A 22,268-nucleotide genomic window follows, 5' to 3' on the forward strand; every position below is an offset into this window, starting at 1 on the left:
GTCGCGACCGTGCCGTACGTGTACCGGTACCACCCGCTGGTGCGGGAGATTCGCAGCCGTCGGGAGTCGGGCGACTTGGGCGAACTGCTCCTCGTGCACGGTTCCTATCTGCAGGACTGGCTCGTGTCCCCCGACGCGTCGACCTGGAGGGTCGATCCCCGCACCGGCGGCGCGTCGCGCGCCTTCGCCGATATCGGATCGCACTGGGCGGATCTGGCCGAGTTCGTCTCCGGCGAGCGGTTCACCGCCGTGACCGCCGGCACCTCCATCGCCTATCCCACCAGACCCGTTGCCTCCGGCCCCTCCTTCAGCGGCGATGCGCACGGCGAGCGCGCGCCCGTCGAGACCGAGGACATCGCGGTCGCCACGTTCCGCACCGAAAGGGGCGTGCTCGCCAACACCGTCATCTCGCAGGTCTCCGCCGGCCGCAAGAACCGGCTGTGGCTGGAGCTCGACGGCTCGCGCAGGTCGGCCGTCTTCGACCAGGAGCAGCCCGAATCCGTCTGGTTCGGCAGCGAGCGGGGTGCCACGCTCGTCCGTCGCGGTGAAGGTGAGGTCGCGGGCGACCAGGGACGACTCAACCGCGTACCACCCGGTCACCCGCAGGGATGGCCCGACGCGTTCGCGGCGTTCTGCGCCGACACCTACGCCGCCGTCAGGGGCGAACGGCGCACCGGACTTCCCACGGTCGACGACGGGCTGCGGTCCATCGAGATCATCGACGCGCTGCTGCACAGCGCCGCCACCGGCGACTGGACCGAGATCGCTGTCGCCGACGCAGCGGCCACCATGGAAACGGAGAAGCCGGGCGAGCCCGGACCCACGCCTTTACGGTAGGACCAGCTCAGATGAAGCTATTCCGGAGCGCTACCGGTGGGGGCGGGAAGACGGCCGCCGAGGAGACTGCCAGTGCCCGGCACATGCGGGGGCAGGCCGAGTTCGACGAGGATGCGGTACGCCGTGGCGGTGGCCGCGGACAGGACGGGCAGGCCGACCGCGTCCTCGGCCGGTTGGATCGACGGCAGTGACGGCATCTGGACGCATGCCGACAGTACGAGGGCGTCGGCACGTGACAGGTCCAGGCGCCGCCAGTGGTCGAGCAGATCCGCCGGGTCCAGCCGGGCCACGGCAAGATTGTCCGGTACCTCCAGGCTCAGCGCGTCCACGACCTCGATGCCCGCGTCCTCGATGTAGTTCGCGACCAGCCCCGTGAGCGGCTTCATATAGGGCGTGATGATCGCGACCCGCTTGGCCCCGAGTGCCTTGATGCCGTCGAGAAGGGCACCCGCGCTGGACACCACGGGCGCCTGTGCGCCTTGGGCGCGCAGCACCGTGGTGATCTCGTCCTCCGCCGTGCAGTGGTACCCGGTGCCCTGGGCCATGATCGCGACGAGACAGGCTGTGGCGACGACGTCCGGCCGTGCGTCGGCGAGTTCCAGCGCGGCACGCTCGGTCTGCGCGTTCATGGCGCGCAGTTGCTCGGGGGTCACATGCTGCATGCGCATCCGGCTGCTGTGGAACACGAACCGGTCCTCGGGGGCCGCCGACTCGCGCAGCCGCATGATCCGGGGCAACTCCTTTTCCATGGTGAGGTTCGAGCTGGGCACGATCAGGCCGACGTGGTGATCGGTCACGGAATCCTCCGGTTGTCCGGTGTTCGGGGCTCGCCGACGTCCCGGGGCCCATTCCCGTGGCCTGCCGTGCCACGGCGGTTCACCCGTCCTGGGTCAGTTGCTCCCAGTGGTCGGCGAGGGATGCGAGCAGGTTCGTGATGTCGTCGCGCTGCTGTGGTCCGTACGGCTCCAGGAGCTGTTCGTCGAGCAGGCGGGCGCGGCGGTTCGCGTCGTCGAGGGTCTGTTTGCCTTCCTCCGTCAGGTAGAGCAGTTTGCGCCGGCCGTCGTCGGCTGCCGTTCTGCGGACGATCAGGCCGCGCTTCTCCAGTCGGCGGGCGACGTCCGTCATGGTCGACGTGTCGAGGGCGACCGCTGACGCCAGCGAACGCTGGTCGTGCCCCGGGCTCGCGTCCACGACCTGGAGCACCGCGAACTGCGGCCCGGTCAGGAGCGGGTCGACCGCCCTGATCCAGACGGCGAGGTATGCCTGGTACAGGCGCCGGACCTGGTACCCGGGCGCGGTCGTCAGCGCGGCGGGTGGCCGGGGCCGCGCGGACGTCGGGGGTGCGGTTTCGTCAGCCATGGCGCCTACTTAAGCACGCCGTGTCATCGCCCCGGCGGGGGGTTCGAGTGGCTGGGAATCGAGGGGCCACCGGTCAGGCGAGCATCGGGCGCAGTGCTTCCCGCAGACTCGCGAGGGCGGCGGGAGGATTGTCCCAGAACAGCATGTGGCCGGCGTCCGGTATCCGGCTCAGTGAGGCCGTGGGGTTCTTCCGGGCCGCCTCCGCCGCGCCCGACTCGGTGACGACGGGGCTGTCCGCGCCGTGCAGCAGCACCGTGGGGCCGGGTACGGAGGGCCACCAGTCGAAGAAGTCCTCGCTCTCGAAACCGCGATGGGTGGCCGTGATGGCCTCCTCGCCGCAACTGGCCAGCCACCGGGCCCGCAACTCCAGCTCCCGGTGCGGCCACCGTGGCCATGCCCTGGCCACTTCGGCGGCGGTGGTGCCGCGTACGGCCTGGGCCAGTTGGTCCAGGAAGGCGTCCACGGGTGTCGGGTAGGGTCCGCGCCCGGGGCCGCTCATGGGCGGGTCGCCCAGGACCGTGCCCCGCAGCGGGACCTTGTTCCGCACCGCGGTGACCGCGGCGATGCGCGCTCCCATGGAATGCCCGAACAGCACCGGCCGGTCGAGCCCGAGCCGCATGACGACGGCCTCCGTGTCCTCGGCGTACTCCTCCAGGCCGTAGTCGCCGCCACCGTCGGACAGCCCGCGCCCGCGGACGTCGACGACCACCGGACGTACGAGGTCGGTCAGCTCACGCACGACGAAGTCCATCGTGATCGCGGGACTGGTGATGCCGGGCAGGACGAGGAGCGGGACACCGGTGCCGCCGTAGTCGAGGACGTGCAGGCGGGTGGTGCCCGAGCGCACCCAGCGGCTCGTGGCGGGCACATCGGCGAGATCGGCGAGCGCGCTCTGCGGCAGGCGGCGGGCAGCTTGGGACGGGTGCGGGTGCGGGGTCATGCGGCCTCCAACGGCGGGTGGTGCGGGTAGGGCAAGGTCATGACGCTGCGCCCGGGAGCGCTGAGAGGTAGGTGGTGGCGTCCTCGAGGTCGATCACGTCGCCGTACTTGGCCTGGATGTCGAACAGGTTCGCCTCATGAGGACCCGCCGCGCGGTCGCCGACGCATTCGCGCGGAACCAGCACCGAGAACCCCCACTGCACGGCGTCGACCGCGGTGGCCCGCACGCAGCCGCTGGTCGTAGCCCCGCAGACGAGCACGGTGTCGCGGCCGAGCCCGGTCAGCAAGGAGGCCAGCGTCGTGCCGAAGAACGCGGAAGCGCCCTTCTTGGCGATCACGTGGTCCCGTGCCGCACGCGGCAGCCGTGGATCGATCGTGACTTCCTCACCGCCCTCGACCAGGGCCCGCATGCCCCGCGCCTTGTGCAGCCAGGTCACCGCGTCTCCGGTCGCCTCGACCGCGGTGTAGGCAATGGTCGTGAACACGACCGGCACTCCGGCGGGACGGCCTGCCTCGATGAGGGCGGACGTCGCACCGACCACCTCGGTCAGATCGGCCCCCGACGGGAACCGGTCCTCGGTGAACCCGCGCGTCAGATCGACCACGACGATCGCCGGCCGGGCGCCGCGCCGGACCGGCGCGCCGAAGCCCGCCCGGTCGTAGGTGCGTTCCGTGTCCTGCCCGTACTTCGCCTGGCTCACAACGACCTCCGCAGGGCGCGCAGTTCGCGTGACTGGGCGCGCATCCGGCCGACGAGCAGGCCCTGGACGAGACCGAACGCGAACGCCCCGGCGAGCATCCCGTACTTGGCGGCGGCGGGGCCGAACACCATGGACAGGCCGTCGAGTTCGGATTGCCGAGCGGGAGCGGCCGAGGTGCGGACGGGGTGCGCGGCGGCGGGAGCGGTGGCTGAAGGGGTGGCGGGCACCGCGGACAGCGGACCGGGGGGACCGGCGGCATGCTCCTGATCGAGCAGACCGACCAGGTTCTGCGCGAACTGCCGCAGGATCCGCTCCGACACCGCGCCGATCGCCCCCTTGCCGAACTGAGCGATCTTGCCCCGGATCACCAGATCCGTGGCGAGCTGGAGCAGCGCGCCCTCGGGCGCGCCCAGCACATCGAGGACGACTTCGGCCTCCGCGTCGCCGCTTCCGTGCGTGTCGGCGCCGCGGGCGTGGACTCGCAGCCGCCGGTGCTCGGAGTCGACTTCCAGGAAGCGGACCGTGCCGGCGTACGCGGCCGTGATCGGCCCCACTTTGACCTTCACGCTGCCCTTCCAGGTGTCGCCGTCCTGCCCTTCGAGAGCGGCGCCCGGCATGCACGAGGCGACCCGTTCGACGTCGTTCATCAAGGTGAAGACGTCATCGGGTGAGGCTTTGACCGGAATGGAATTGGTGAGCCGCATAGGTCAGTTCTCCTTGCTGTGGCACGCCCGTGCGCAGGCCCGGCGGCGGGCCGTCGCACAGGCGTCGATCGCCTCGACGATGGTCTGGTAGCCGGTGCACCGGCACATGTTGGCGGCGACGACCTCCCGGATCTCCTCCTTGGTCGCCTCGGGCCGCTCGGCGAGGAAGCCCTCGGCGAGCATGAGGAACCCCGGTGTGCAGAAGCCGCACTGCAAGGCGTGGTGCTCGCTGAACGCCCGCTGGAGGTCGCTCAGCCGGTTGCCGTCGGCGAGGGATTCCACCGTACGGATGCGGGCGCCCTCGGCCTGTGCCGCGAACATCAGGCAGGCACGTACGGGCCGGTCGTCGACGAGCACGGTGCAGGCGCCGCAGATGCCGTGCTCGCACCCGACGTGGGTGCCGGTCAGGCGCAGTTCGTGGCGGAGCACATCGACGAGGGTGCGGCGGGCTTCGGTGATCACCTCGTGCTGCTCGCCGTTGACATTCAACGCGATGAGCTGTGGCTCCCGCGGCGTCGTGAAGGTGTCATCGGTCATGGAACGGGCTCCGGGTTCAGGGCGCGGTGCACGGTCTGTGGCGTGATGGGAGTGTGGTCGAGTTCGGTACCGGTGGGCCGCAGGGCGTCGTTGACGGCGTTGAGGACGGCGGCGGGCGCCCCGATGGTGCCGCCCTCTCCGGCGCCCTTCGCTCCCGTGGCCGTGAACGCGCAAGGGGTTTCAAGGTGATGGATCGACACCTCGGGGATCTCGTGGGCCGTGGGCACCTTGTAGTCCATGAAGCTCGTGGCCGACGGCTCGCCGACCGCGTCGTAGGTCACCTCCTCGTACAGGGCACCGGCGATGCCCTGCGCGATCCCGCCCCGGCACTGTCCCTCCACGACCTGCGGGTGGATCGCGACGCCGCAGTCCTCGACGCACACGTATCGCAGGATCTCCACCTGCCCGGTGTCCTGGTGGAGCTCGACGACCACACCGTGGGTGGCGTTGGAGAACGTGCCGTCGTTGAAGACGTCGAAGGTGGCGGTCGCGGTCAGACCCGGTTCGATGTCCTTGGGCAGCAGATCCGCCCGGAGGTAGGCGACGTCGGCGATCTCCTGGTGGGTGAGCACATCACGGGCACCGTCGCCGCCTCGGCGGCGCACCTGGCCGTCCGCCAGCTCCACCTGCTCCGGCTCGGTGTCCCACAGGGCGGCGGCGATGGCGCGCAGCTTGTCGCCGAGTCGCTCGGCGGCCAGCCGCACCGCACTGCCCCCGACGGTGATGGACCGGCTCGCGAAGGTGCCCCAACCGTAGGTGACACGGTCGGTGTCACCCTGGTGGAGCCTGACCCGGGCGATGTCGAGGCCGAGTGCGTCGGCGACGATCTGCGCCATTGTCGTCTCGTGGCTCTGCCCGTGGCTCATCGTGCCGGTGGTGACCGTCACCGCGCCGCTGGTGTCCATCCGTACTTCGGAGATGTCGAAGCCCGGCACCACCTGCATCTTGCGCTGCGCGAAAGCCGAGGAGCCGTAACCGGTGCGCTCGCTGAAGCAGGCATAGCCGATGCCGATGTGCCGTCCTTCGGCCGCTGCCGCGGTCCGCGTGTCGTACCAGCCCTCGTCCCTGACGACCCGCTCGCACAGGTTCAGGGACTCCAGATACGAGCCGGGGTCATAGGTGATGTTGTTGACCCCCGTGTAGGGGAAGTCGGTGATGACATTGCGGCGGCGGATCTCCACCGGGTCCAGGCCGAGTTCGCGGGCGGCGCGCTCGAAGAGCCGCTCGACGACCATCACGTACTGCGGGCGGCTCACGCCCCGGTACGGTGCGGTCGGCGCCTTGTTGGTGGTGATGGCCCGGCCGCGGACCCGGTAGGCGGGCACCTTGTACACGCCGGGCATCTCGGCGGACGCCATCAGCGGCTCGATGCCCGCGGTGAACGGGTAGCAGGAGTAGGCGCCCATGTCGCACACCACGTCCGCGTCGAGAGCGAGGATCCGGCCGTCGGCGTCGAAGGCGGCGCGCGCCCGGTAGTGCTGCTCGCGGGCGAGAAAGGACGCGGACAGGGCGTCCTTGCGGTCCTCGATCCACTTCACCGGCCGCCCGAGTCTCAGCGCGGCCGCGGCGGCCGCGATCTCCTCGCGTCCGACCACGCACTTCTGGCCGAAGCCGCCGCCCATGTCGGGGACCACGACCCGCACGGCCCGCTCGTCCAGGCGCAGGCAGCGCGAGGCGACCGTTCGCACCTGGTGCGGAACCTGGGTGCAGGTCTGGAGGAGAAGTTGCTCCTCGCGGTCGTCCCAGTGCGCCACGGCGCCTCGGGTCTCCAGCGGCAGCGCGTTCTGACGGCCGGTGGTGACGTCCACCTCGACGACGCGGTGCGCGGCGTCGAAGATGTCGTCGATTCCGTCGGTCGCGAAGAGTGACACGTCCACGAGGGTGTTGCGGGCGGCCTCCGCGTGGACGAGCACCGCGTCCTCGGCGAGCGCGGTCTCCTCGCCGAGGACCGGTGGCAGCGGGGCGTACTCCACATGCGCCGCCTCCAGCCCGTCCTCCGCGGCATAGGCGTCGAGGCCCACGACGATCGCGAGGGGCTCGCCGACGTAGCGGACCTTGTCGCGGGCGAGGACCGGCATGGCGGTCGGCACGAACTGCGACCGGGGCCGTCCCAGTTGAGCGGTGATGTCTGCGATGGCCAGGTCGTCCGCGGTGAACGCCGCCACGACGCCCGGGACACGGCGTACCGCCGACAGGTCCACGGACACGATCTCGCCGTGCGCGACCGTGCTGCGCACGAACTGCGCGTGCAGCATGCCGGGCAGGGCGATGTCATCGACGAACCGGCCGCGCCCGGACACCAGCCGCCGGTCCTCCCGGCGCGGGACCGACCGGCCGACCAGTGGCCGCCCCTGTTCCTGACCTGTCATCGGGACATCGCCTCCTCACAGGCGCGCCGGACCAGGGTCCGGACCAGTTCCTTGCGGTAGAGCGGGCCACAGGACGCGTCGCCCGGGGGGTCGGCGGCCGCCGCCGCGGCGGACGCACAGGCGTCGAAGGAGCCGCCGCCGGTCAGCACCGCCTCCGCCTCCGGAACGCGGATCGCCGCTGCCGCCACACCACCGAGCGCCACCCGGCCGCCGCGTACGGCGCCGTCCACGACGTCGAGGTCCACGGCCGCCGCCACGATCGCGAAGTCGCCGCGTCGCTCGGCGAACTCGGTGAGCGCCGCGTGCGGCGCCGTCCGTGGGAAGACGATCTCCACCAGGAGTTCGTCCGGGGCGAGGGCGGTCGTGTAGTAACCGAGGAAGAAGTCCCCGGCCGCGATCGAGCGTTCGCCCAGCGGGCCGCGTACGACGAACTCGGCGTCCAGGAGCACCGCGAGCAGACACCATTCGGCGGTGGCGTCCGCGTGTGCCATGCTGCCCCCGACCGTGCCGCGGGTACGGATCGGCAGATGCCCGATCCAGGCCATGGCCCGGCGCAGTACCTCGAAGCCCTGCGCGAGTGTGCCCGCCGGGTCTGTCTCCACCGTGTGGTGGGTGGTGAGCGCCCCGATACGCAGAGCGCCGTCGGCATCCCGGTGCATGCGGTCGAGCTCCCGGAGGCCGCCGATGTCGACGAGGTGGTGCGGGCGGGCCAGCCGGAAGTTCATCATTCCGACCAGGCTCTGTCCGCCCGCGATGGCCTTGGCGTCGTCACCCAGCTCGGCCAGCAGCCGTACGGCGCCGGCTACGTCACGGGCCCGGTGATACTGAAAGGGCGCGGGCTTCATGGGATTCCTGTCCTCCCTTGCGTGGGGTCGCCTCGTGTGCGGTTCCGTGCGTGTCCCGGCGGCCTAGACCACCGTCTGTTCGCGAACCGCGCGAGGGTCCTTGGCCCGGACGTCCGCCGTGTCCCCGTCCAGGCCCCGGCCCTTCGTCTCCGGCGCCGCGATGGCCATCCATATGACGGCGACCAGCACCGCGAGTCCGAGCACGGCGAACGTCACGGCGAGCCCGAGTGCCGGCCACATCACCGACCCGAACAGCAGCGGCGCGAACCCGGTGAGTGCCCGGCTGACCGAGGAGGCCCAGCCGAAGCCGCTGGCCCGCAGAGGTGTGGGGTACAGCTCGGAGACGTAGGCGTACATGGCGGGGATGGTGAGCTGCATGACGAAGCCGAACACGGCGATCGCCACGACGGACCCGGTCGGTGCCCTCATCACCAGCGCGAACACCACCAGCGCGAGGGTGGCGACCGGAGCCGAGACCCCGATGAGCCACTTGCGGCCGACCACGTCCACCAGGGCGGTGGAGACGAGGACGCCGAGGATGCCGACGCCGCTCATCACGGTGGTGTTCATGAAGGTGGCGGTGTCCCCCAGGCCCTCCTCCTTGAGGATGGAGGGCATCCAGCTGAGAGCCGCGTAGTACACGAGCATCACGGTGGCGAACAGCGACCAGGCCACGGAGGTGACGCGCGGGCTGTGCGCCCATATGTCGCGCAACTGCTCCACGGCGGCGGCCACACCACGTCGGCCGGTCCCGGCGACGGGCTCCGGGATGACGTACGGCTCGGCGGGAGCGCCGGTACGGGCGACGAGGTCGTCGATGACGGCCCTGGCCTCGGCCTCGCGTCCCTTCTTCGTCAGGTAGACCGGTGACTCGGGGATGCCCCGGCGCACCCAGAACAGCAGGAGCGCGGGCAGCACCATGGTCGCCAGCATCCAGCGCCAGTTGCCGTCGAGGGGGAGCATCACCGTCGAGACGAGGCCGCACAGCGTCACACCCACCGGCCACCACAGGTCGAGCGCGGTGAGCACCCGGCCGCGGTACGCCCGCGGCGAGAACTCACCGACCAGTGCGTAGTCGACGGGGATGCAGCCGCCGAGCCCCACACCCGCGAGGAAGCGCAGGGCCAGGAAGAGTGGGTAGGTGGGCGCGAGGGCGCCCAGCACCGAGAACAGGGCGAAGATCAGCAGCGTGACGCTGAACGCCTTGGTGCGTCCGATGCGGTCCGCGACCGCGCCCCAGGCGATGGCCCCCACGGCCATGCCGACGAGGTTGGCGGTCGCCACGAGCCCGCGCTCGCCGAGTGAGAGGCCGAAGTGCGAGCCCAGGAGCGGCATGAGGAAGCCGTTCAGGGCTATGTCGTAGGCGTCGAAGAGGTAGCCGAGACCTCCGATGATGAATATGCGTCCCTGGACGCCCCATCTCCAGGGAAGTTCTTGAACGATCTGATCACCGGTTTTCATGTTCGCTCCACGGTGGTCGCGTGAGGGTGAATGCCGCGCCGTTGCGGGTGTGGTACGCACGGCTCGAACGTGCGGGTCGTCAGTGCTCGGGGCTCCCGCCACGGGCGGTGGGCTCAGCGGGCGAACTGGTAGGAGAACGCCCCCAGATCCGGGTCGTTGAGCGGCGTTCCGCTCCACAGCCAGTCGTACGACACGTCCGACTCGCCGTCGAAGTTCTTGAGCTTCTCGTCCCTGGCCCGCTGCTCCGGGCCGTCGGCCAGGTGGTAGAAGGTCTTGTTGGCGAGCGACGCGTCCTGGACCATCCCGGCGTGCTTGGCGCGCCGGTCGACGTAGCGGCGCAGCGCCCCTTCTATGCCGGAGGTGGTGACAGCGCCCAATTCCTCGGCGAGTACGGCCGCGTCCTCCATGGCCTGCGAGGCGCCCTGAGCCTGATACGGGAGCATCGCGTGGCAGGCGTCGCCCAGGAGGGCGACGCGGCCGTCGAGCCATACGGGGTCGCGGCGCCGGTAGTAGAGGGCGAAGGCCATGACGTCGTCCTTCGCCTTGGACAGCATCGCCGGGACACGGTCGTCCCAGCCGGGGAACGCGTCGACGAGCTCCTGCACGGTGGCGGGAAGCGTCCAGTTCTCCCGGACCGCGTCCGTGCAGGGGACGCACGCCACGACGTTCAGGTAGTCGCCGCCGCGGATCATGTAGTGGACGAGGTGCCGGTCGGGCCCGTACCAGATGGTGCTCTGATAGCGGTCCACGAGCCAGCGGGTGGCCGGGTCGGCCGCGATGAGCTCACCGGGGATCAGCGCCCGGTAGGCCATCTCGCCGGAGAACAGCAGCGTGTCGGGGGCACCCATGAGGTCCCGCACCTGGGATCGGACGCCGTCGGCGCCGATGATCACATCGGCGCCGTGGCGCCGTCCGTCCTCGGTGACCGCCACGGGCCGCAGGGGATCGGTGCGGTCCATCTCGACGACCTTGCTGGAGGTGCGGACCGCCACGACGGGCCCGGGGCCCGCCGGGTCCACACAGGCGTCCAGCAGCATGCGGTGCAGATCGGCCCGGTGGTAGTGCCAGTACGGAGCGTTGAACTCGTCCTTGCAGCGCTGCCCGAGCGAGGTCAGGCCGACGATCCGGCCGTCCGTCCACCGGCGCCGCACCTGGTCCAGCGGTTCCGTGCGGATGGACTCCATCTGCCGGCGCAGCCCGAGACCCATCAGGACGCGGCTGGCGTTGGGCGCGGTCTGGATGCCCGCGCCGACTTCGCCGAGTTCGGCGGCCTGTTCCAGGACGGTGACCCGCAGGCCACGGTGGCGCAGCGCCAGAGCGGCGGTCAGACCGCCGAGTCCTCCCCCGACGACGGTGACTTCGAACGACTGACTGGACGCCACTCTTCCTCCAATGTGCGGGCGCGTCATGGTCTTGTGTGCGGCGGTACGGCGGCTCGCCCCCGGAGGCGCTCAGCGGTCGGTGAGCGTCCCGGCGGTGACGACCTCGGTGCCGTCCACCGAGACGGTGCAGCCCCGCATGGCGATGTCGAGGTGGGCGTACGACTCGCGGCCGAGGACCGGGTGGGGACCGGTCGACCACAGGAAATTCCCCGCGAACGCGCGGGCGTCCATGCCCATCAGCTCGTCCTTGCCGTACATCGCCGTGGCGAACCAGTCGGCCGTACGCATCAGCCCCCAGCCCATGTGGGACAGGCTGCGTGCCCAACGGTCCTGTGCGTCGTCGAAGAACGTCGACAGCATCCGGGCCTGGGCTCCGCCGGAGACCTTCTCGATGTGGCCGTCGGATACCTCAAGCGTGACGGGGCTGCTGACGTACTCCTTGAAGGGCAGCAGGATGTCGCCCTCATCCAGCACGATCTGTCCGTCCGAGATCTCCGGCCAGCACAGCACCATGGTGCTCGGCCAGTGGTCCCAGCGGCCCGGATCGTCGGCGAAGCCGCACTGGAACTCCGGCTTGGAGCCCGCGAGCTGCACGGTCAGGTCGGTGCCCGCGGCCGAGGTGACCCGCATGACGGACGACCTCTCCAGCAGGTCGACGCCCTCCTGCACCTCCGCCTTGTCGGTTGCCTTGGGCAGATTGCGAATGAGCACGTCGGGCGCGTCGCAGATGAAGATGATGCGGGTGCCGGCCCGCCGGATCTCCTGCTGTACCGGCGCGTGGATGAAGCCCTCGCGGGTCAGGTCGACGACCAGATCCGCGGATTTCAGCAGGTCCTGGGCGGCGCTGTCGTTGAGGACGGAGAGCAGCCCGGGGCCGGCGCCGGTGTGTGTGCTCGGCATCGGCGCGGGGCTGCCCCCGGGAACGGTTGCCGCGATGACGTGTGCGCCACACGCCTTGGCCGCGCCGAAGGCAGCCGCCACGTAGTCGCCCCGGCTGCCGGGCTCCGACAGTACGACCACGTGCTCGCCCTCGCGGACCTTGCACAGTTGCAACTCGCGGGTGAAGGCGTCGAGCAGATCGGCGGAAGAGAGATCGAACACGTTTTCCTCCCAGGTCGCTTTGCGGTACCGACCGTGGCCTTGTGGTGACGGCGGGCATGCCGCGGCCAGGCTCTGAAGGCGGCGGTCGAGGGGAATGGCGAAGAGCGGACGGGGCGCAGGGCCCCTCGCCGCCCATGGCGAACAGTGGACTCGGACCGGTTGCGTTGTCCGGCCGACGGAGATAATCCGAACACGTACTATCTCCGCTTGGCAAGGGGTGGTCCCGGAGTTAACACGAAGCTTTTCCGGCGGTGCCAGGGATGGCCGCGACCGTCACGGCCTTGACCTGCGATGGAACGTTCGCATCCGATGCCACGCCGCCTCGGCCCGCGTGCTACATGGATTTACCGGCAGGTGTCGAACCAGAAATGGTTCACCGCCAAGGTGGCCACGGCCCCCGGTCGACGCCGTTCAGCGCCGGGCGGGCGGCGACACCTCCCACGTCGACGCCCAGGACAGCGACCCCGTCGACCAGACCACCCGCGACGCCGCCCGCGTCCAGGCCCAGCGCATCGTGCGCCTCACCACCGCCCTCAAGGGCGGCCTCGCCACCGCCCGAGCCCGCCACCCGGCAGAACACCACTCTGGGCCGGCCGGCCGTACGACGTCGTACGGCCGGCCGGCCCAGGCGTCGGCGCGCGTCCGGCCGGCAGACGCTCCGGCCGCCCCGCCGCGCCGTGGTGGCCGGAGCGCCTTCGTATGCGCGTCCGGGGGACGGCTCAGCTCTGGACAGCCGACGGGTCCATCCACACCACTTCCCAGGTGTGACCATCGGGGTCCTGGAAGGACCGGCCGTACATGAAGCCGTGGTCCTGGGGTTCTCCCGCGGGCGCGCCGCCCGCGGCCAGTGCCTTGTCCACCAGCTCGTCGACCTTCGCGCGGCTCTCCGCGCTCAGGCACAGAAGCACCTCGGAGGTCTTGGTGGAGTCCGCGATCTCCTTGTTGGTGAAGTCCTGGTAGCGCTGTCTGGTGAGCAGCATGGCGACGATCGTCTCGCTGATGACCACACATGCGCAGTCATCGGTCGTGAACTGCGGGTTGATCGAGTAGCCGAGCTCGGTGAAGAACTTCTTCGAGGTCTCCAGGTCGTTCGTCGCGAGGTTTACAAAGATCATCTGCTGGTACACGGGCCGTCTCCTTCGTCTGTGGCCTTGCACAGGGATGGACCGTGCCGTCCCACGGAACTCATCGCTCGCCGAAGGGAATCTCCGAGAAGTTCTCAGGCACGCGATGGCGGCGGCGCACGAGAGACGTGGCCCGGCCGGAGCCGGCCCCACCGAGTGGCCGACGGCGGCCCACTCCCCCGCCGCATGCGAAACCGGCACGCATCTTTGACCGCCCGCCGACGCGGCGGCGCTGCCGGGACGCGGTGTCGCCATCAGGTGTTCCGGCGGAGGGCGGCGAGCACCAGATGTCGATACGCCGCTCCGCGGCCGGGCCGTCCGCCCTGCGGTACCCCGGAGAGCGGGGGCGGCGTGGCCACGTCATCCGACGCGGCCACGCCCGGTGGAAGAACGTCTCATCGGGCCCCGCATCGGGTTCTGTCTCAGCCGCACAGACCACCGCGTTCTTCCTGGGCCCAGAGCCGCCGCCAGACGGCTCGTGTCCGGACGTGGGACAGACTCCGCTATGCCCGGGCGAGTGCGCACACTTACGACACCGACACGCCCGGCGGCGGCGAACGCCTGAGCGAGCAACTCGGGGTGAAGGCCAGGGGATTGACCGGCTGGGAGCCCATCGAAGTGAACCGCCCCGGCAGCGGCACGATCACCGCGACCGGTGTCCTCGCCGTCCACGGCCCCGGCCCCCGCGCGGAGGCCGAACCGGTCACCGGCCAGGTCGTCGGCTTCGTCCTGACCGGCGAGGGCCGCGTGGTCCCCGTCCACTACGACGGCTGGGCCCACTTCAGCGAGGGCCGCGACCACCTGACGGCCGCCTTCACCGCCGCCGGGCCGGCCGACCGCCTGGACCGGGGCCGCCAGAACTGACCCGGGGCGGCTGGAGCGACAGGGAAGGCGGCGGAAGCTCTCCCGCGCCGGTCAACCCCACCGGGGTCCGGTGGGGTTGACCGGGTCCCGGCCTGGAGACCGCGTGGCGGTCTGTAGGGCGGCGGCCGGTGACCGTGGTTTCCGGCGGGAGTCGGCTGCCGACGTACTCCACCGTCAAGGAATTTCAGCCTGCCAGGCCCTGCACCCGCGCGGGAAAGGGGTCAGACGAGCACGACCCGGCGCCCGCGCGTGTGACCGGCCTGGCTGTCGATGTGCGCCGCAGCCGCCTCGGCCAGCGTGTACGACTTCTCGACCGGGATATGGAGCTTCCCCCGCGAGATGAGACCGGCCGCCTCGGCCAGCGCCTCCGGAACACTCCCGGCCACACCGGAGAACCGGACACCCAACTCCGGCGCACCGAGATCCGCGATGGAGACCACCTTCCCCGGATCCCCGGTCAGCTCGACGAGCTCGCGGATCACCCCCGAACCGGCCAGATCGAGCGCCGCGTCGACATGGCCGAGCCGGCGCACCCGCTCGACCCAGCCCTCGCCGTACGTCGTGGCAATGGCCCCCAGACTCCGCAGATAGTCCTGGTTCGCCGCCCCGGCCGTGCCGATCACCGCGATGCCGCGCTCGCGCGCGATCTGAAGCACCGCCGACCCGACTCCCCCGGACGCACCGCTGACCAGCAGCGTCTGCCCGGGCTGCACACCGACCTCGCGGATGATGCGCAGCGCGGTCTCCACCACGGACGGATACCCGGCCGCCTCCTCGAACGACAGCCCCCCGGGCATCCGGGCCCACGCCGACAGCACCGCGAACTCGGCATAGGTGCTCGAGCCTTCGCCGAACACGTGGTCGCCGACCTCGACTCCTTCGACCCCCTCACCGACCTCATCCACCACCCCGGCAGCGTCCAGCCCGACCCCGGAGGGCAACTCGACCGGATGGGCCCCCAGGATCTGGCCCTCACGGATCCTCCAGTCGACGGGATTCACACCCGCCGCCCGCACAGCGATACGCACCTGGCCGGGGCCCGCATGGGGCTCCTCGGCGTCCACGAGTTGCAGAACATCCGGACCGCCGAACTCGGCGAAACTCACTCTCTTCATGCCGCCGACCGTAGCACTAACGGTTAGCGTTTAAAAACGGTTACGGCTTCGCATCTGATAGCGTCAGGGCATGACCGTGCCGACCGGACGCCGTGAGCGCAAGAAGGCCGCGACCCGCCAGAAGATCGCCGACACCGCCCTGCGGCTCTTCCTGGAACACGGCTACGACACGGTGGGCATCCGCGACGTGGCCGCCGAGGCCGACGTCGCCGTCACCACGCTCTTCTCCCACTTCGCCTCGAAAGAGGCCCTGGTATTCGAGCAGGACGAGAACTTCGAGCAACGCCTCACACAGGCCGTCACCGGCCGGGCCCCGCACGAACCCCTCATCCCCGCACTGCACCGCGAGATCCAGGCCCTGGTACGACACTGCACCGCGGCCAGCGCCGCCCCGATCTGGCACATGATCGACACCTCACCCGCCCTGCGGAGGTACGAGGAATCGATGAGGCTGCGCCACGCGGAGTCACTGGCAACAGCCATCGCCGCCGACCCCGACCTGACGCAGACCACAACCGCCTGCCGCGCCATCGCCCGGTTCGCGATCGACGCCTTCTCACTGGCCCGCGAGGCCGCCGACCCGCAGGCCGCCGTGGACGAGACCTTTTACATGATCGAAGCCGCCTGGGAGGCCACCGGCCCGTCCCCGGACGCGCCGGAAACCGCCTCCCCCAAGTAGGGACAAAGACCCACCGGCGACGGGAAACTCCAGCCCACGGACACAGCCGCCCGATCAGCGCCGCCATCTTCTCGTGGGCATCGGCGACCAGGTCGGCGGCCATGGGCCCGGCGCGCCGCACATGAGGCGCCTTCTCAAGACTCAGACCCACCGGCCGACGCCGGCTTCTTGACATGTACGAAACGAGACTTTAGCCTGCCTGAATTGAAGTCACTTCAATAGGCTCTAGGTGGCACCGGTCGGCACAAACCATCCTGTTCAGACCAGGGAGGCCGCACAATGACGAGGCTCAACCGCAGGCGATTTCTCGTGGCCGCCTCGGCAACCGGAGCCGCCGCAGCGGTGACACCGGGCACAGCCATCGCACACGACAGCCGGGGACGAACGCCGAACCTCATCGGCGTCCACGCCGACAACAACACGACTGTGATCGCGCAGCATCTCCTTGATCCGCGCACCGTGGACATCACCATCGACTCGGTGGCACTCGGCCACACCGCATCGGCGCGCATCATCCTCCCGAGCCGGTTCAGCGCGCATACCGGCGCTTCATGGCCGGTCCTCCACCTCCTGCACGGCGGTTACGGCAGCTACGCCGACTGGACACAACACTGCGACGTCCAGAGGCTGGCCCGCACCCGTGATGTGCTGGTCGTCATGCCGGACGGCGGGCAACTCGGCTTCTACACGGACTGGTGGGCTCACGGCAACAGCAAACCCGGCTGGGAGACATTCCACCTGGCGGAGCTCCCACAGATCATCGAGCGAGGGCTCCAGGCCGGTGATCGGCGCGCGATCGCCGGCCTCTCCATGGGCGGCTTCGGAGCCGTGTCGTACGCAGGCCGCCATCCCGGCTACTTCCGTGCGGCAGCCTCCTTCAGCGGCACGCTCGACACCCTCCACCCGACCATCGAACCGGTCTCCTCCCAGTCGTTCCCGACCTGGCTGCTGGAGGAGAACTATGCGACGAACGGGTACGACCCGCTCGCGCTCTTCGGCGACCCCACCGCCCAGCGCACCGTGTGGGCAGCCCACAACCCTGCGGATCTCATCCCGAAACTGCGCGGCACGAAGTTGTACGTGTCCTGCGGCGACGGACGGATCGGCCCGCTGGACCCCACCGGAACCGACCCTTCCAGCACCCCCGTTCGGTACGAGGCAGCCCAAGTCCGGCAGAACCGGGAGTTCATCGAGCGGGCCACCCACACCGGACTCGACATCACCACCGACATCTACCCCGGCTCGCACTCCTGGCCATACTGGGCGCGCCAACTCGAGAAAGCCTTCCCGCTCCTGATGCGCGCCCTCAAGGCGGATTAAGCCTCGATCCATCCATGCGGGTCACCAACGCCGAAACGAGCTTGGGGTGGTCACGGCTCGAGGTGAGCCGCAACGAGGCCCGACTCAAGGTTTTGAGGCAGCATGCCGGTCGTGGTGATACGGACTGTCCCGCGCCGCGGGCCCGTGCGCCATCCCGGAGCCGGCGGGTGCACCGGTCCTCCTCCTCGGGCAGTATCTGTCCGCGATCGATGTGCTCCGCCGTCCTGATCAGGACACCCTCCGGCGGTGCCGGTCACGGTCTGTGGCGTCGCGTAAAGCGGACGGTCCCGTCGAGGACTACGCGGCGGCAAGCTCCTGCTCCGACCAGATGATCTTCCCGGTCGGGAGGTACCGGGTGCCCCAGCGCTTGCTGAGCTGTGCCACGAGGAACAGGCCGCGACCGCCCTCATCCGTGGTGCGAGCATGCCGCAGGTGCGGTGACGTGCTGCTGCCGTCCACGACTTCGCAGATCAGCACGGACTGCCGGATCAGACGCAGCCTGAGCGGTCCGGTCGCATAGCGGATAGCGTTGGTGACCAGTTCGCTGACGATCAGCTCAGTGGAGAAGGCCAAGTCGTCCAGCCCCCAATCGGCCAGTTGCCGGTCCACTTCGGCACGGGTCGAGGCGACGACGGCAGGGTCGGAGTCCAGCTCTATGACAGCCACTCGGTCCTGGGGGACCGCGCAGGCACGGGCCACCATCAGGGCGATGTCGTCGCGGGGCTTGGCAGGGACGAGCTCTGCGACGACATCGTCGCAGACGGCTTCGGGGTCGTCTCCGCCGCGGCCGAGTATCCCGCTCAGCTTGTGCTGGCCGGCTTCCATGTCCTGTTCAGGGCCCGCCACGAGTCCGTCGGTGTACAGGACGAGCAGGCTGCCGTGTGGCACGTCGATCTCTGTGGTCTCGAATGGCAGGTAGCCGAGTCCGAGGGGCGGTCCTGCGGGCATTTCCATGAATCGTACGGTGCCGTCCGGGCCGACGAGCGCGGGTGGCGGGTGTCCTGCGCGGGCCATTGTGCACCGCTGGGCGACCGGATCGAGGTTCATGACCAGACAGCTAGAGCCCAGCAGGGCATTGCTCGCGGAGCGGTCCCCCGAGCTGTCCTCATCGATGAAGCGGGTCACCAGGTCATCGAGGTGGGCCAGCAGCTCGTCCGGAGGCAGATCCATGTCCGCGAGCGCCCGCACGGCGGTGCGCAGCCGGCCCATCGTGGCTGCGGCGTTCACTCCGTGGCCGACCACGTCTCCGACCACCAGGCCGATCCGAGCCCCCGAGAGGGGAATCACGTCGAACCAGTCACCGCCGACACCCTCCTTGGAACCGGCGGGGAGGTAACGGGTGGCAACATCCAGTTCCGCGGATCCGCTTGTCTCCCGGGGAAGCAAGCTGCGCTGAAGTGCGAGTGCTCCGGTGTGCTCCCTGGTGTAGCGGCGGGCATTGTCGATGCACAACGCACCTCGGGCGACGACCTCTTTGGCCAGTTCCAGGTCCTCTTCCTCGAACGGGTCCGAACGCTGCCAGCGCAGGAAGCCAACTACGCCCAGGGTCGTCTGCCGGGCACGGATCGGCACGCTCATGTAGGAGTGGAGGCCGAACTCCGCGACTTTGGCGGCTCGTTCGGGATCATCAGGGATCCATGGGCTGTCAGCGGGCTCCAGTGTGGCTTCAAGGTGGGCTTTGCCGTCCTCAAGACAGCGTCCGACAGGCGAGCCGGGGGCATAGCTGGTCTCCTGGCCGATGCGGGCGACCGATTCGGGGGCACCGGGGCGGACGGACTGCTGTGCCGCACGACGGAGTGTGCGGGCGCGACGTGGCGACTGCGGGGTAGGCTCCTGCCCCTGGATCACCGGCTCGAACAGGTCGACGGTGACAAAGTCGGCGAGCCGAGGCACGGCGACATCGGCGAGTTCCTGCGCCGTGTGCAAGATGTCCAAGGTGTTACCGACGCGCTCTCCCGCCTCGCTCAACAAGGCGAGGCGTTCCCGGGAGCGCCAGCGGTCGGTGGCATCGATGACCATGAAGCAGATGCCCAACACCCGGTCGGCCGCATCCTGGATGCGGAAGACGGAGGCCGCCGCGGCGTGATGCTGATGCGGGGCCTTCCGGACACGGCCGGCGAACTCGAAATCAAGGACGGGTTCGCCAGTCTCAAGGACCCGCCGCATGACCGCCTCGGCGGAGTCCGGATCCAGCATTGGCTGGACCTCATGCGGAGTACGCCCCAGGCGCTCGGCCAGCGGAACACCGCCGAGCCGCTCGAGTTCGTCGTTGGCCCACACGTACCGCAGCTCGGTATCGAGAACGCCCATGCCGATGGGTGAACGGGCCAGGAGACGCTCCAGCAACGGGCGGTTCGCCTCCCACCAAGGCATCTCGGACAGGTCGTAACCGACCGCGATCGCCCCCGGGCCGGTTCCTCCGGGCCCCTGTACGGTCCAGAGCCGAACCCCGAGTTGCACCTGCTCGTCATCAGCACGGCAGACCGTGACTACACCCGTCCAGTTCTCCGGAGTCGGGAGGCCGACAGGCGGCGCCGCCGGATCGGCCAGCAAGGCCGTCACCGATCGGCCCACCATCTCCCCTGCCGAATATCCCAGAAGACGCTCGGCCTCCACAGACCAGCCGGTGATCGTTCCGTCAGCATCCAGCGCAACAGCGGCAGCGCCTTCGAATTCGGACGGCACGGTTGCTTCCGGTGGAACCAGGTGGACTCCGCCATCAGGAGCAGAGCGGCGCGATTGCCCGAAGGCTCGTGATTCCATGCCTCGACCCTCCGTCCCGAACAATTATTCCACCGCCAGGACGTCATCGCGCCCTACGGCCGGAGAGGTCTCCACCAGAGCATCGAGCACTGTCAGTGACAGCCGCGCCCGGATGCGCAACAATCAACAAGTCGGCCCTGGCCGACCGGTCAGGCACCTGGCTGCCTGCGGCGTCGGTGCCGCAGGCAGCCCGCCTCCGCACTCACTCATGGCGACCGGCGAGCACACGCTGTGCTCCTACCCTCGCTTCCGAAGGACCATCCCCCCGAAGCCGATGAGCGGATTTCACCTGGTGGATCGAGGCTCATTCGTCGGGCCCGTGGCCGGGGGTCCGCGGGCTCACCCGGTAGAGCACGGTGCCGCCGGCCGGAACGGTGGCACCGATGGTGCCGTCGGTGCTGACATGGCTGGTGTGCGCCCATAGGTCGTTGAGGTTGTAGCCGGCGCTGCTCGTCGGGAGGCCGACGGCCGCCGCGGTGGTGGAGATGACGGCCTGGGAGGGCGTTTCGTTGAACAGGGCCACGGCGACGTCGCCGTTGGCCAGGGGGCGACGCAGCACGTTCAGGCCGTTCTCGGTGGTGACCGCCGTGCCCTGTTCGCCACGGCTGTCCTGATTGACGGCGACGACGTCCTTGTTGAGGTAGACGCTCAGGTCCTGGTCGCTGATGGGGAAGCCGGAACTGCCGGCGGCCGCGGGGGTACGCAGGTCGGCACCCGAGATCAGCGGGGCCGCGAGCACGGCGGCGACCGAAAGCTCGGACTTCTCCTGGTCATAGGTCAGGCGCTTGTTCGGGTCGTTGGAACCCGACGCGAAAGCGTAGTTTCCGGTCCCCAGCATGTCGATGTCGTTCCATCCGCCGGGACCAGCCCACTTCGCCTTGTCCAGGTCGGTGTGGATGAGTCGCTTGAGGCCGTCGAAGGAGGCGTCCCGGTCCCCGTCGATGCGCCACATGTTGGCCACGCCCTTGCCCCATTCCCAAGGAGACTCGCCTTGGGCCGCGGGCTGGAGCGAGAGGCTGAAGACGATCGGACGGCCGGTCCGCCCGAGGGCGTCGCGCATGGTGCTGTCCCGGGTTTCCAGCGGCAGCTTTTCGTCGCCGGGCCGCTGATTGGGGTCGCTGGCGGTGCAGTTGTCGTATTTAAGGAAGTCCACGCCCCACGAGGCGAAGGTGTCGGCGTCCTTCTGCTCATAACCAAGACTTCCGGGGAAGCCCTGACACGTGTGGTACGTCGGGCTCTCGTAGACGCCGAACTTCAGGCCCTTGCCATGTACGTACGCGGCGAGTTCGGCCAGGCCGTGGGGGTACTTGGCCGCATCGGGGACGAGGCGCCCTTCGGAGTCGCGGGACCGTTCCATCCAGCAGTCGTCGATCGTGAGGTACTGGTAGCCGGCGTCGCGCATGCCGCTGGATGCCATGAAGTCGGCGGTGTCCTTGACGATTTGCTCGGTTGCGTTGCAGCCGAAGGTGTTCCAGCTATTCCAGCCCATCGGTGGGGTGAGGGCCACGCCGTTGCCCACGGCCTGGGCGGGGCCCGCGGTGAGCAGGGGAACGCCGAGCGGGGGCAGCAGGAGGGATACGGCGAACAGCAGACGGGAGAGCACACGCATGGATGCCTCCGGTGGGGAGTGGGGGGTTGGGGGTGGGTGGATCCCGGCGGGCGAGCCGGGGACCCGGGTACGTTCGATCGGCGGGAGCAGCACGGTCTGGAGGACCGCTCTGCCGCGGACCTCGGCACTGCGTGCAGCAGGGTGACCTGCCCACCTCGGTCCAGATAATTGGGTCGGTGGAGTAGTCGGTGCGGCGAATCCGATATCTGACGCGGTGCGCAGGCAAGAGGACCAAAAGCAACATAAACAGTCAATGCCAGCAGCAATTCACCGCATTGTTCCAGCCAGTGCAAACAAGATCGAACGGATCTCAACTTCTGCGCTGCCCGCGGCGACCCTCAGCGGTCGTAGTGAGTGCGGGAGGCGGGATCGTGGAGGGCGGCGAACGCGGAGAGGAACATCGCGCGTTTGAGCTCTCGGTAACAGCGGCCACCTCAACTCCCCACGTACGGCCACTTACCGAGGTAGCCGTAAGTAGCGCCTCGGCGTGGGCCCTGACACGCACTTCCTCCGTCCTGGCACTCACCGCCATCGGGCCAGCCGTAGGGTTGACCCGATG

18 protein-coding genes and 2 pseudogenes are annotated in these 22,268 nt (G+C 69.6%); 5 read left to right on the top strand and 15 right to left on the bottom strand.

Going from position 1 to position 22,268, the window contains the following annotated elements; all coding sequences use genetic code 11:
* Positions 1-9 precede the first annotated feature (9 nt).
* On the top strand, positions 10-837 hold the full coding sequence (locus ACK1X7_RS00960; RefSeq protein ID WP_385151858.1) for a Gfo/Idh/MocA family protein: 828 nt from the start codon (positions 10-12) through the stop codon (positions 835-837).
* A gap of 17 nt (positions 838-854) precedes the next feature.
* Here the strand turns inward: ACK1X7_RS00960 and ACK1X7_RS00965 are convergent, their stop codons facing one another.
* The 11 genes from ACK1X7_RS00965 to ACK1X7_RS01015 all read right to left on the bottom strand — a co-directional run bounded on the left by ACK1X7_RS00965 (position 855) and on the right by ACK1X7_RS01015 (position 12,235).
* Positions 855-1,634 (bottom strand): maleate cis-trans isomerase family protein, encoded by a 780-nt coding sequence (locus ACK1X7_RS00965; RefSeq protein WP_385151855.1) that lies wholly within the window; start codon positions 1,632-1,634, stop codon positions 855-857.
* A gap of 79 nt (positions 1,635-1,713) precedes the next feature.
* Positions 1,714-2,196, bottom strand: a complete 483-nt coding sequence (locus ACK1X7_RS00970; RefSeq protein WP_390794260.1) for a MarR family winged helix-turn-helix transcriptional regulator — start codon at positions 2,194-2,196, stop codon at positions 1,714-1,716.
* 73 nt (positions 2,197-2,269) lie between these two features.
* Complete coding sequence (locus tag ACK1X7_RS00975) at positions 2,270-3,136, bottom strand: alpha/beta fold hydrolase (protein WP_385151852.1); 867 nt, start codon at positions 3,134-3,136, stop codon at positions 2,270-2,272.
* Between the two features lie 37 nt (positions 3,137-3,173).
* Complete coding sequence (locus ACK1X7_RS00980) at positions 3,174-3,836, bottom strand: isochorismatase family protein (RefSeq protein WP_390794259.1); 663 nt, start codon at positions 3,834-3,836, stop codon at positions 3,174-3,176.
* Positions 3,833-4,540, bottom strand: a complete 708-nt coding sequence (locus tag ACK1X7_RS00985; protein WP_413114509.1) for an SRPBCC family protein — start codon at positions 4,538-4,540, stop codon at positions 3,833-3,835. Before ACK1X7_RS00985 ends, ACK1X7_RS00980 begins: the two co-directional genes overlap by 4 nt.
* Before the next feature lie 3 nt (positions 4,541-4,543).
* Positions 4,544-5,077: a (2Fe-2S)-binding protein gene (locus tag ACK1X7_RS00990; protein WP_385151844.1), complete on the bottom strand. Its 534-nt coding sequence runs from the start codon at positions 5,075-5,077 to the stop codon at positions 4,544-4,546.
* On the bottom strand, positions 5,074-7,446 hold the full coding sequence (locus ACK1X7_RS00995) for a xanthine dehydrogenase family protein molybdopterin-binding subunit (RefSeq protein ID WP_413114510.1): 2,373 nt from the start codon (positions 7,444-7,446) through the stop codon (positions 5,074-5,076). Before ACK1X7_RS00995 ends, ACK1X7_RS00990 begins: the two co-directional genes overlap by 4 nt.
* The gene (locus ACK1X7_RS01000; protein WP_390794256.1) at positions 7,443-8,291 is read right to left on the bottom strand and encodes an FAD binding domain-containing protein; all 849 of its coding nucleotides are present in this window, start codon (positions 8,289-8,291) and stop codon (positions 7,443-7,445) included. The genes ACK1X7_RS00995 and ACK1X7_RS01000 overlap by 4 nt, the downstream gene beginning before the upstream one ends.
* Positions 8,292-8,354: 63 nt before the next feature.
* Positions 8,355-9,752 (bottom strand): MFS transporter, encoded by a 1,398-nt coding sequence (locus ACK1X7_RS01005; RefSeq protein WP_385151835.1) that lies wholly within the window; start codon positions 9,750-9,752, stop codon positions 8,355-8,357.
* 113 nt (positions 9,753-9,865) lie between these two features.
* The gene (locus tag ACK1X7_RS01010; RefSeq protein ID WP_385151832.1) at positions 9,866-11,134 is read right to left on the bottom strand and encodes an FAD-dependent monooxygenase; all 1,269 of its coding nucleotides are present in this window, start codon (positions 11,132-11,134) and stop codon (positions 9,866-9,868) included.
* 69 nt (positions 11,135-11,203) lie between these two features.
* Positions 11,204-12,235, bottom strand: a complete 1,032-nt coding sequence (locus ACK1X7_RS01015) for a hypothetical protein (RefSeq protein WP_390794254.1) — start codon at positions 12,233-12,235, stop codon at positions 11,204-11,206.
* Between the two features lie 433 nt (positions 12,236-12,668).
* On the opposite strand from ACK1X7_RS01015, the pseudogene ACK1X7_RS01020 reads away from it, so the two are divergent.
* Positions 12,669-12,785, top strand: a pseudogene (locus ACK1X7_RS01020) (NAD(P)H dehydrogenase); the annotation flags it as partial.
* Positions 12,786-12,954: 169 nt separating this feature from the next.
* Here ACK1X7_RS01020 and ACK1X7_RS01025 read toward each other — a convergent pair.
* The gene (locus tag ACK1X7_RS01025; RefSeq protein WP_078638105.1) at positions 12,955-13,362 is read right to left on the bottom strand and encodes a VOC family protein; all 408 of its coding nucleotides are present in this window, start codon (positions 13,360-13,362) and stop codon (positions 12,955-12,957) included.
* 537 nt (positions 13,363-13,899) lie between these two features.
* On the opposite strand from ACK1X7_RS01025, the pseudogene ACK1X7_RS01030 reads away from it, so the two are divergent.
* Positions 13,900-14,223, top strand: a pseudogene (locus tag ACK1X7_RS01030) (MBL fold metallo-hydrolase); the annotation flags it as partial.
* 221 nt (positions 14,224-14,444) lie between these two features.
* On the opposite strand, the gene ACK1X7_RS01035 reads toward ACK1X7_RS01030, so the two are convergent.
* Entirely contained in the window at positions 14,445-15,338 is an 894-nt protein-coding gene (locus tag ACK1X7_RS01035; RefSeq protein ID WP_385153923.1) for an NADP-dependent oxidoreductase, read from the bottom strand.
* A 70-nt stretch (positions 15,339-15,408) separates the two neighbouring features.
* Here ACK1X7_RS01035 and ACK1X7_RS01040 point away from each other — a divergent pair, with 70 nt between their 5' ends.
* Positions 15,409-16,017, top strand: coding sequence for a TetR/AcrR family transcriptional regulator (locus ACK1X7_RS01040; protein ID WP_413114511.1), 609 nt, complete (start codon positions 15,409-15,411; stop codon positions 16,015-16,017).
* A gap of 279 nt (positions 16,018-16,296) precedes the next feature.
* A complete protein-coding gene (locus ACK1X7_RS01045) occupies positions 16,297-17,337 on the top strand; it encodes an alpha/beta hydrolase (protein WP_413114512.1) in 1,041 nt (346 codons plus the stop codon).
* A gap of 297 nt (positions 17,338-17,634) precedes the next feature.
* On the opposite strand, the gene ACK1X7_RS01050 is transcribed toward ACK1X7_RS01045, so the two are convergent.
* Positions 17,635-20,100, bottom strand: coding sequence for a SpoIIE family protein phosphatase (locus ACK1X7_RS01050; RefSeq protein ID WP_385153930.1), 2,466 nt, complete (start codon positions 20,098-20,100; stop codon positions 17,635-17,637).
* A 304-nt stretch (positions 20,101-20,404) separates the two neighbouring features.
* Positions 20,405-21,709, bottom strand: a complete 1,305-nt coding sequence (locus tag ACK1X7_RS01055) for a glycoside hydrolase family 27 protein (RefSeq protein WP_413114513.1) — start codon at positions 21,707-21,709, stop codon at positions 20,405-20,407.
* Between the last annotated feature and the right edge of the window lie 559 nt (positions 21,710-22,268).

It is taken from the genome of Streptomyces sp. CY-1 (assembly GCF_047218265.1).
Classification (GTDB): Bacteria; Actinomycetota; Actinomycetes; order Streptomycetales; family Streptomycetaceae; genus Streptomyces; species Streptomyces niphimycinicus.

Coding starts and splice junctions, on each gene's coding strand:
- ACK1X7_RS00970 (WP_390794260.1), bottom strand. CDS start 2,196: ATGGCTGACGAAACCGCACCCCCGACGTCCGCGCGGCCCCGGCCACCC.
- ACK1X7_RS00975 (WP_385151852.1), bottom strand. CDS start 3,136: ATGACCCCGCACCCGCACCCGTCCCAAGCTGCCCGCCGCCTGCCGCAG.
- ACK1X7_RS00985 (WP_413114509.1), bottom strand. CDS start 4,540: ATGCGGCTCACCAATTCCATTCCGGTCAAAGCCTCACCCGATGACGTC.
- ACK1X7_RS00990 (WP_385151844.1), bottom strand. CDS start 5,077: ATGACCGATGACACCTTCACGACGCCGCGGGAGCCACAGCTCATCGCG.
- ACK1X7_RS00995 (WP_413114510.1), bottom strand. CDS start 7,446: ATGACAGGTCAGGAACAGGGGCGGCCACTGGTCGGCCGGTCGGTCCCG.
- ACK1X7_RS01000 (WP_390794256.1), bottom strand. CDS start 8,291: ATGAAGCCCGCGCCCTTTCAGTATCACCGGGCCCGTGACGTAGCCGGC.
- ACK1X7_RS01005 (WP_385151835.1), bottom strand. CDS start 9,752: ATGAAAACCGGTGATCAGATCGTTCAAGAACTTCCCTGGAGATGGGGC.
- ACK1X7_RS01035 (WP_385153923.1), bottom strand. CDS start 15,338: ATGAAGAGAGTGAGTTTCGCCGAGTTCGGCGGTCCGGATGTTCTGCAA.
- ACK1X7_RS01040 (WP_413114511.1), top strand. CDS start 15,409: ATGACCGTGCCGACCGGACGCCGTGAGCGCAAGAAGGCCGCGACCCGC.
- ACK1X7_RS01045 (WP_413114512.1), top strand. CDS start 16,297: ATGACGAGGCTCAACCGCAGGCGATTTCTCGTGGCCGCCTCGGCAACC.
- ACK1X7_RS01050 (WP_385153930.1), bottom strand. CDS start 20,100: ATGGAATCACGAGCCTTCGGGCAATCGCGCCGCTCTGCTCCTGATGGC.
- ACK1X7_RS01055 (WP_413114513.1), bottom strand. CDS start 21,709: ATGCGTGTGCTCTCCCGTCTGCTGTTCGCCGTATCCCTCCTGCTGCCC.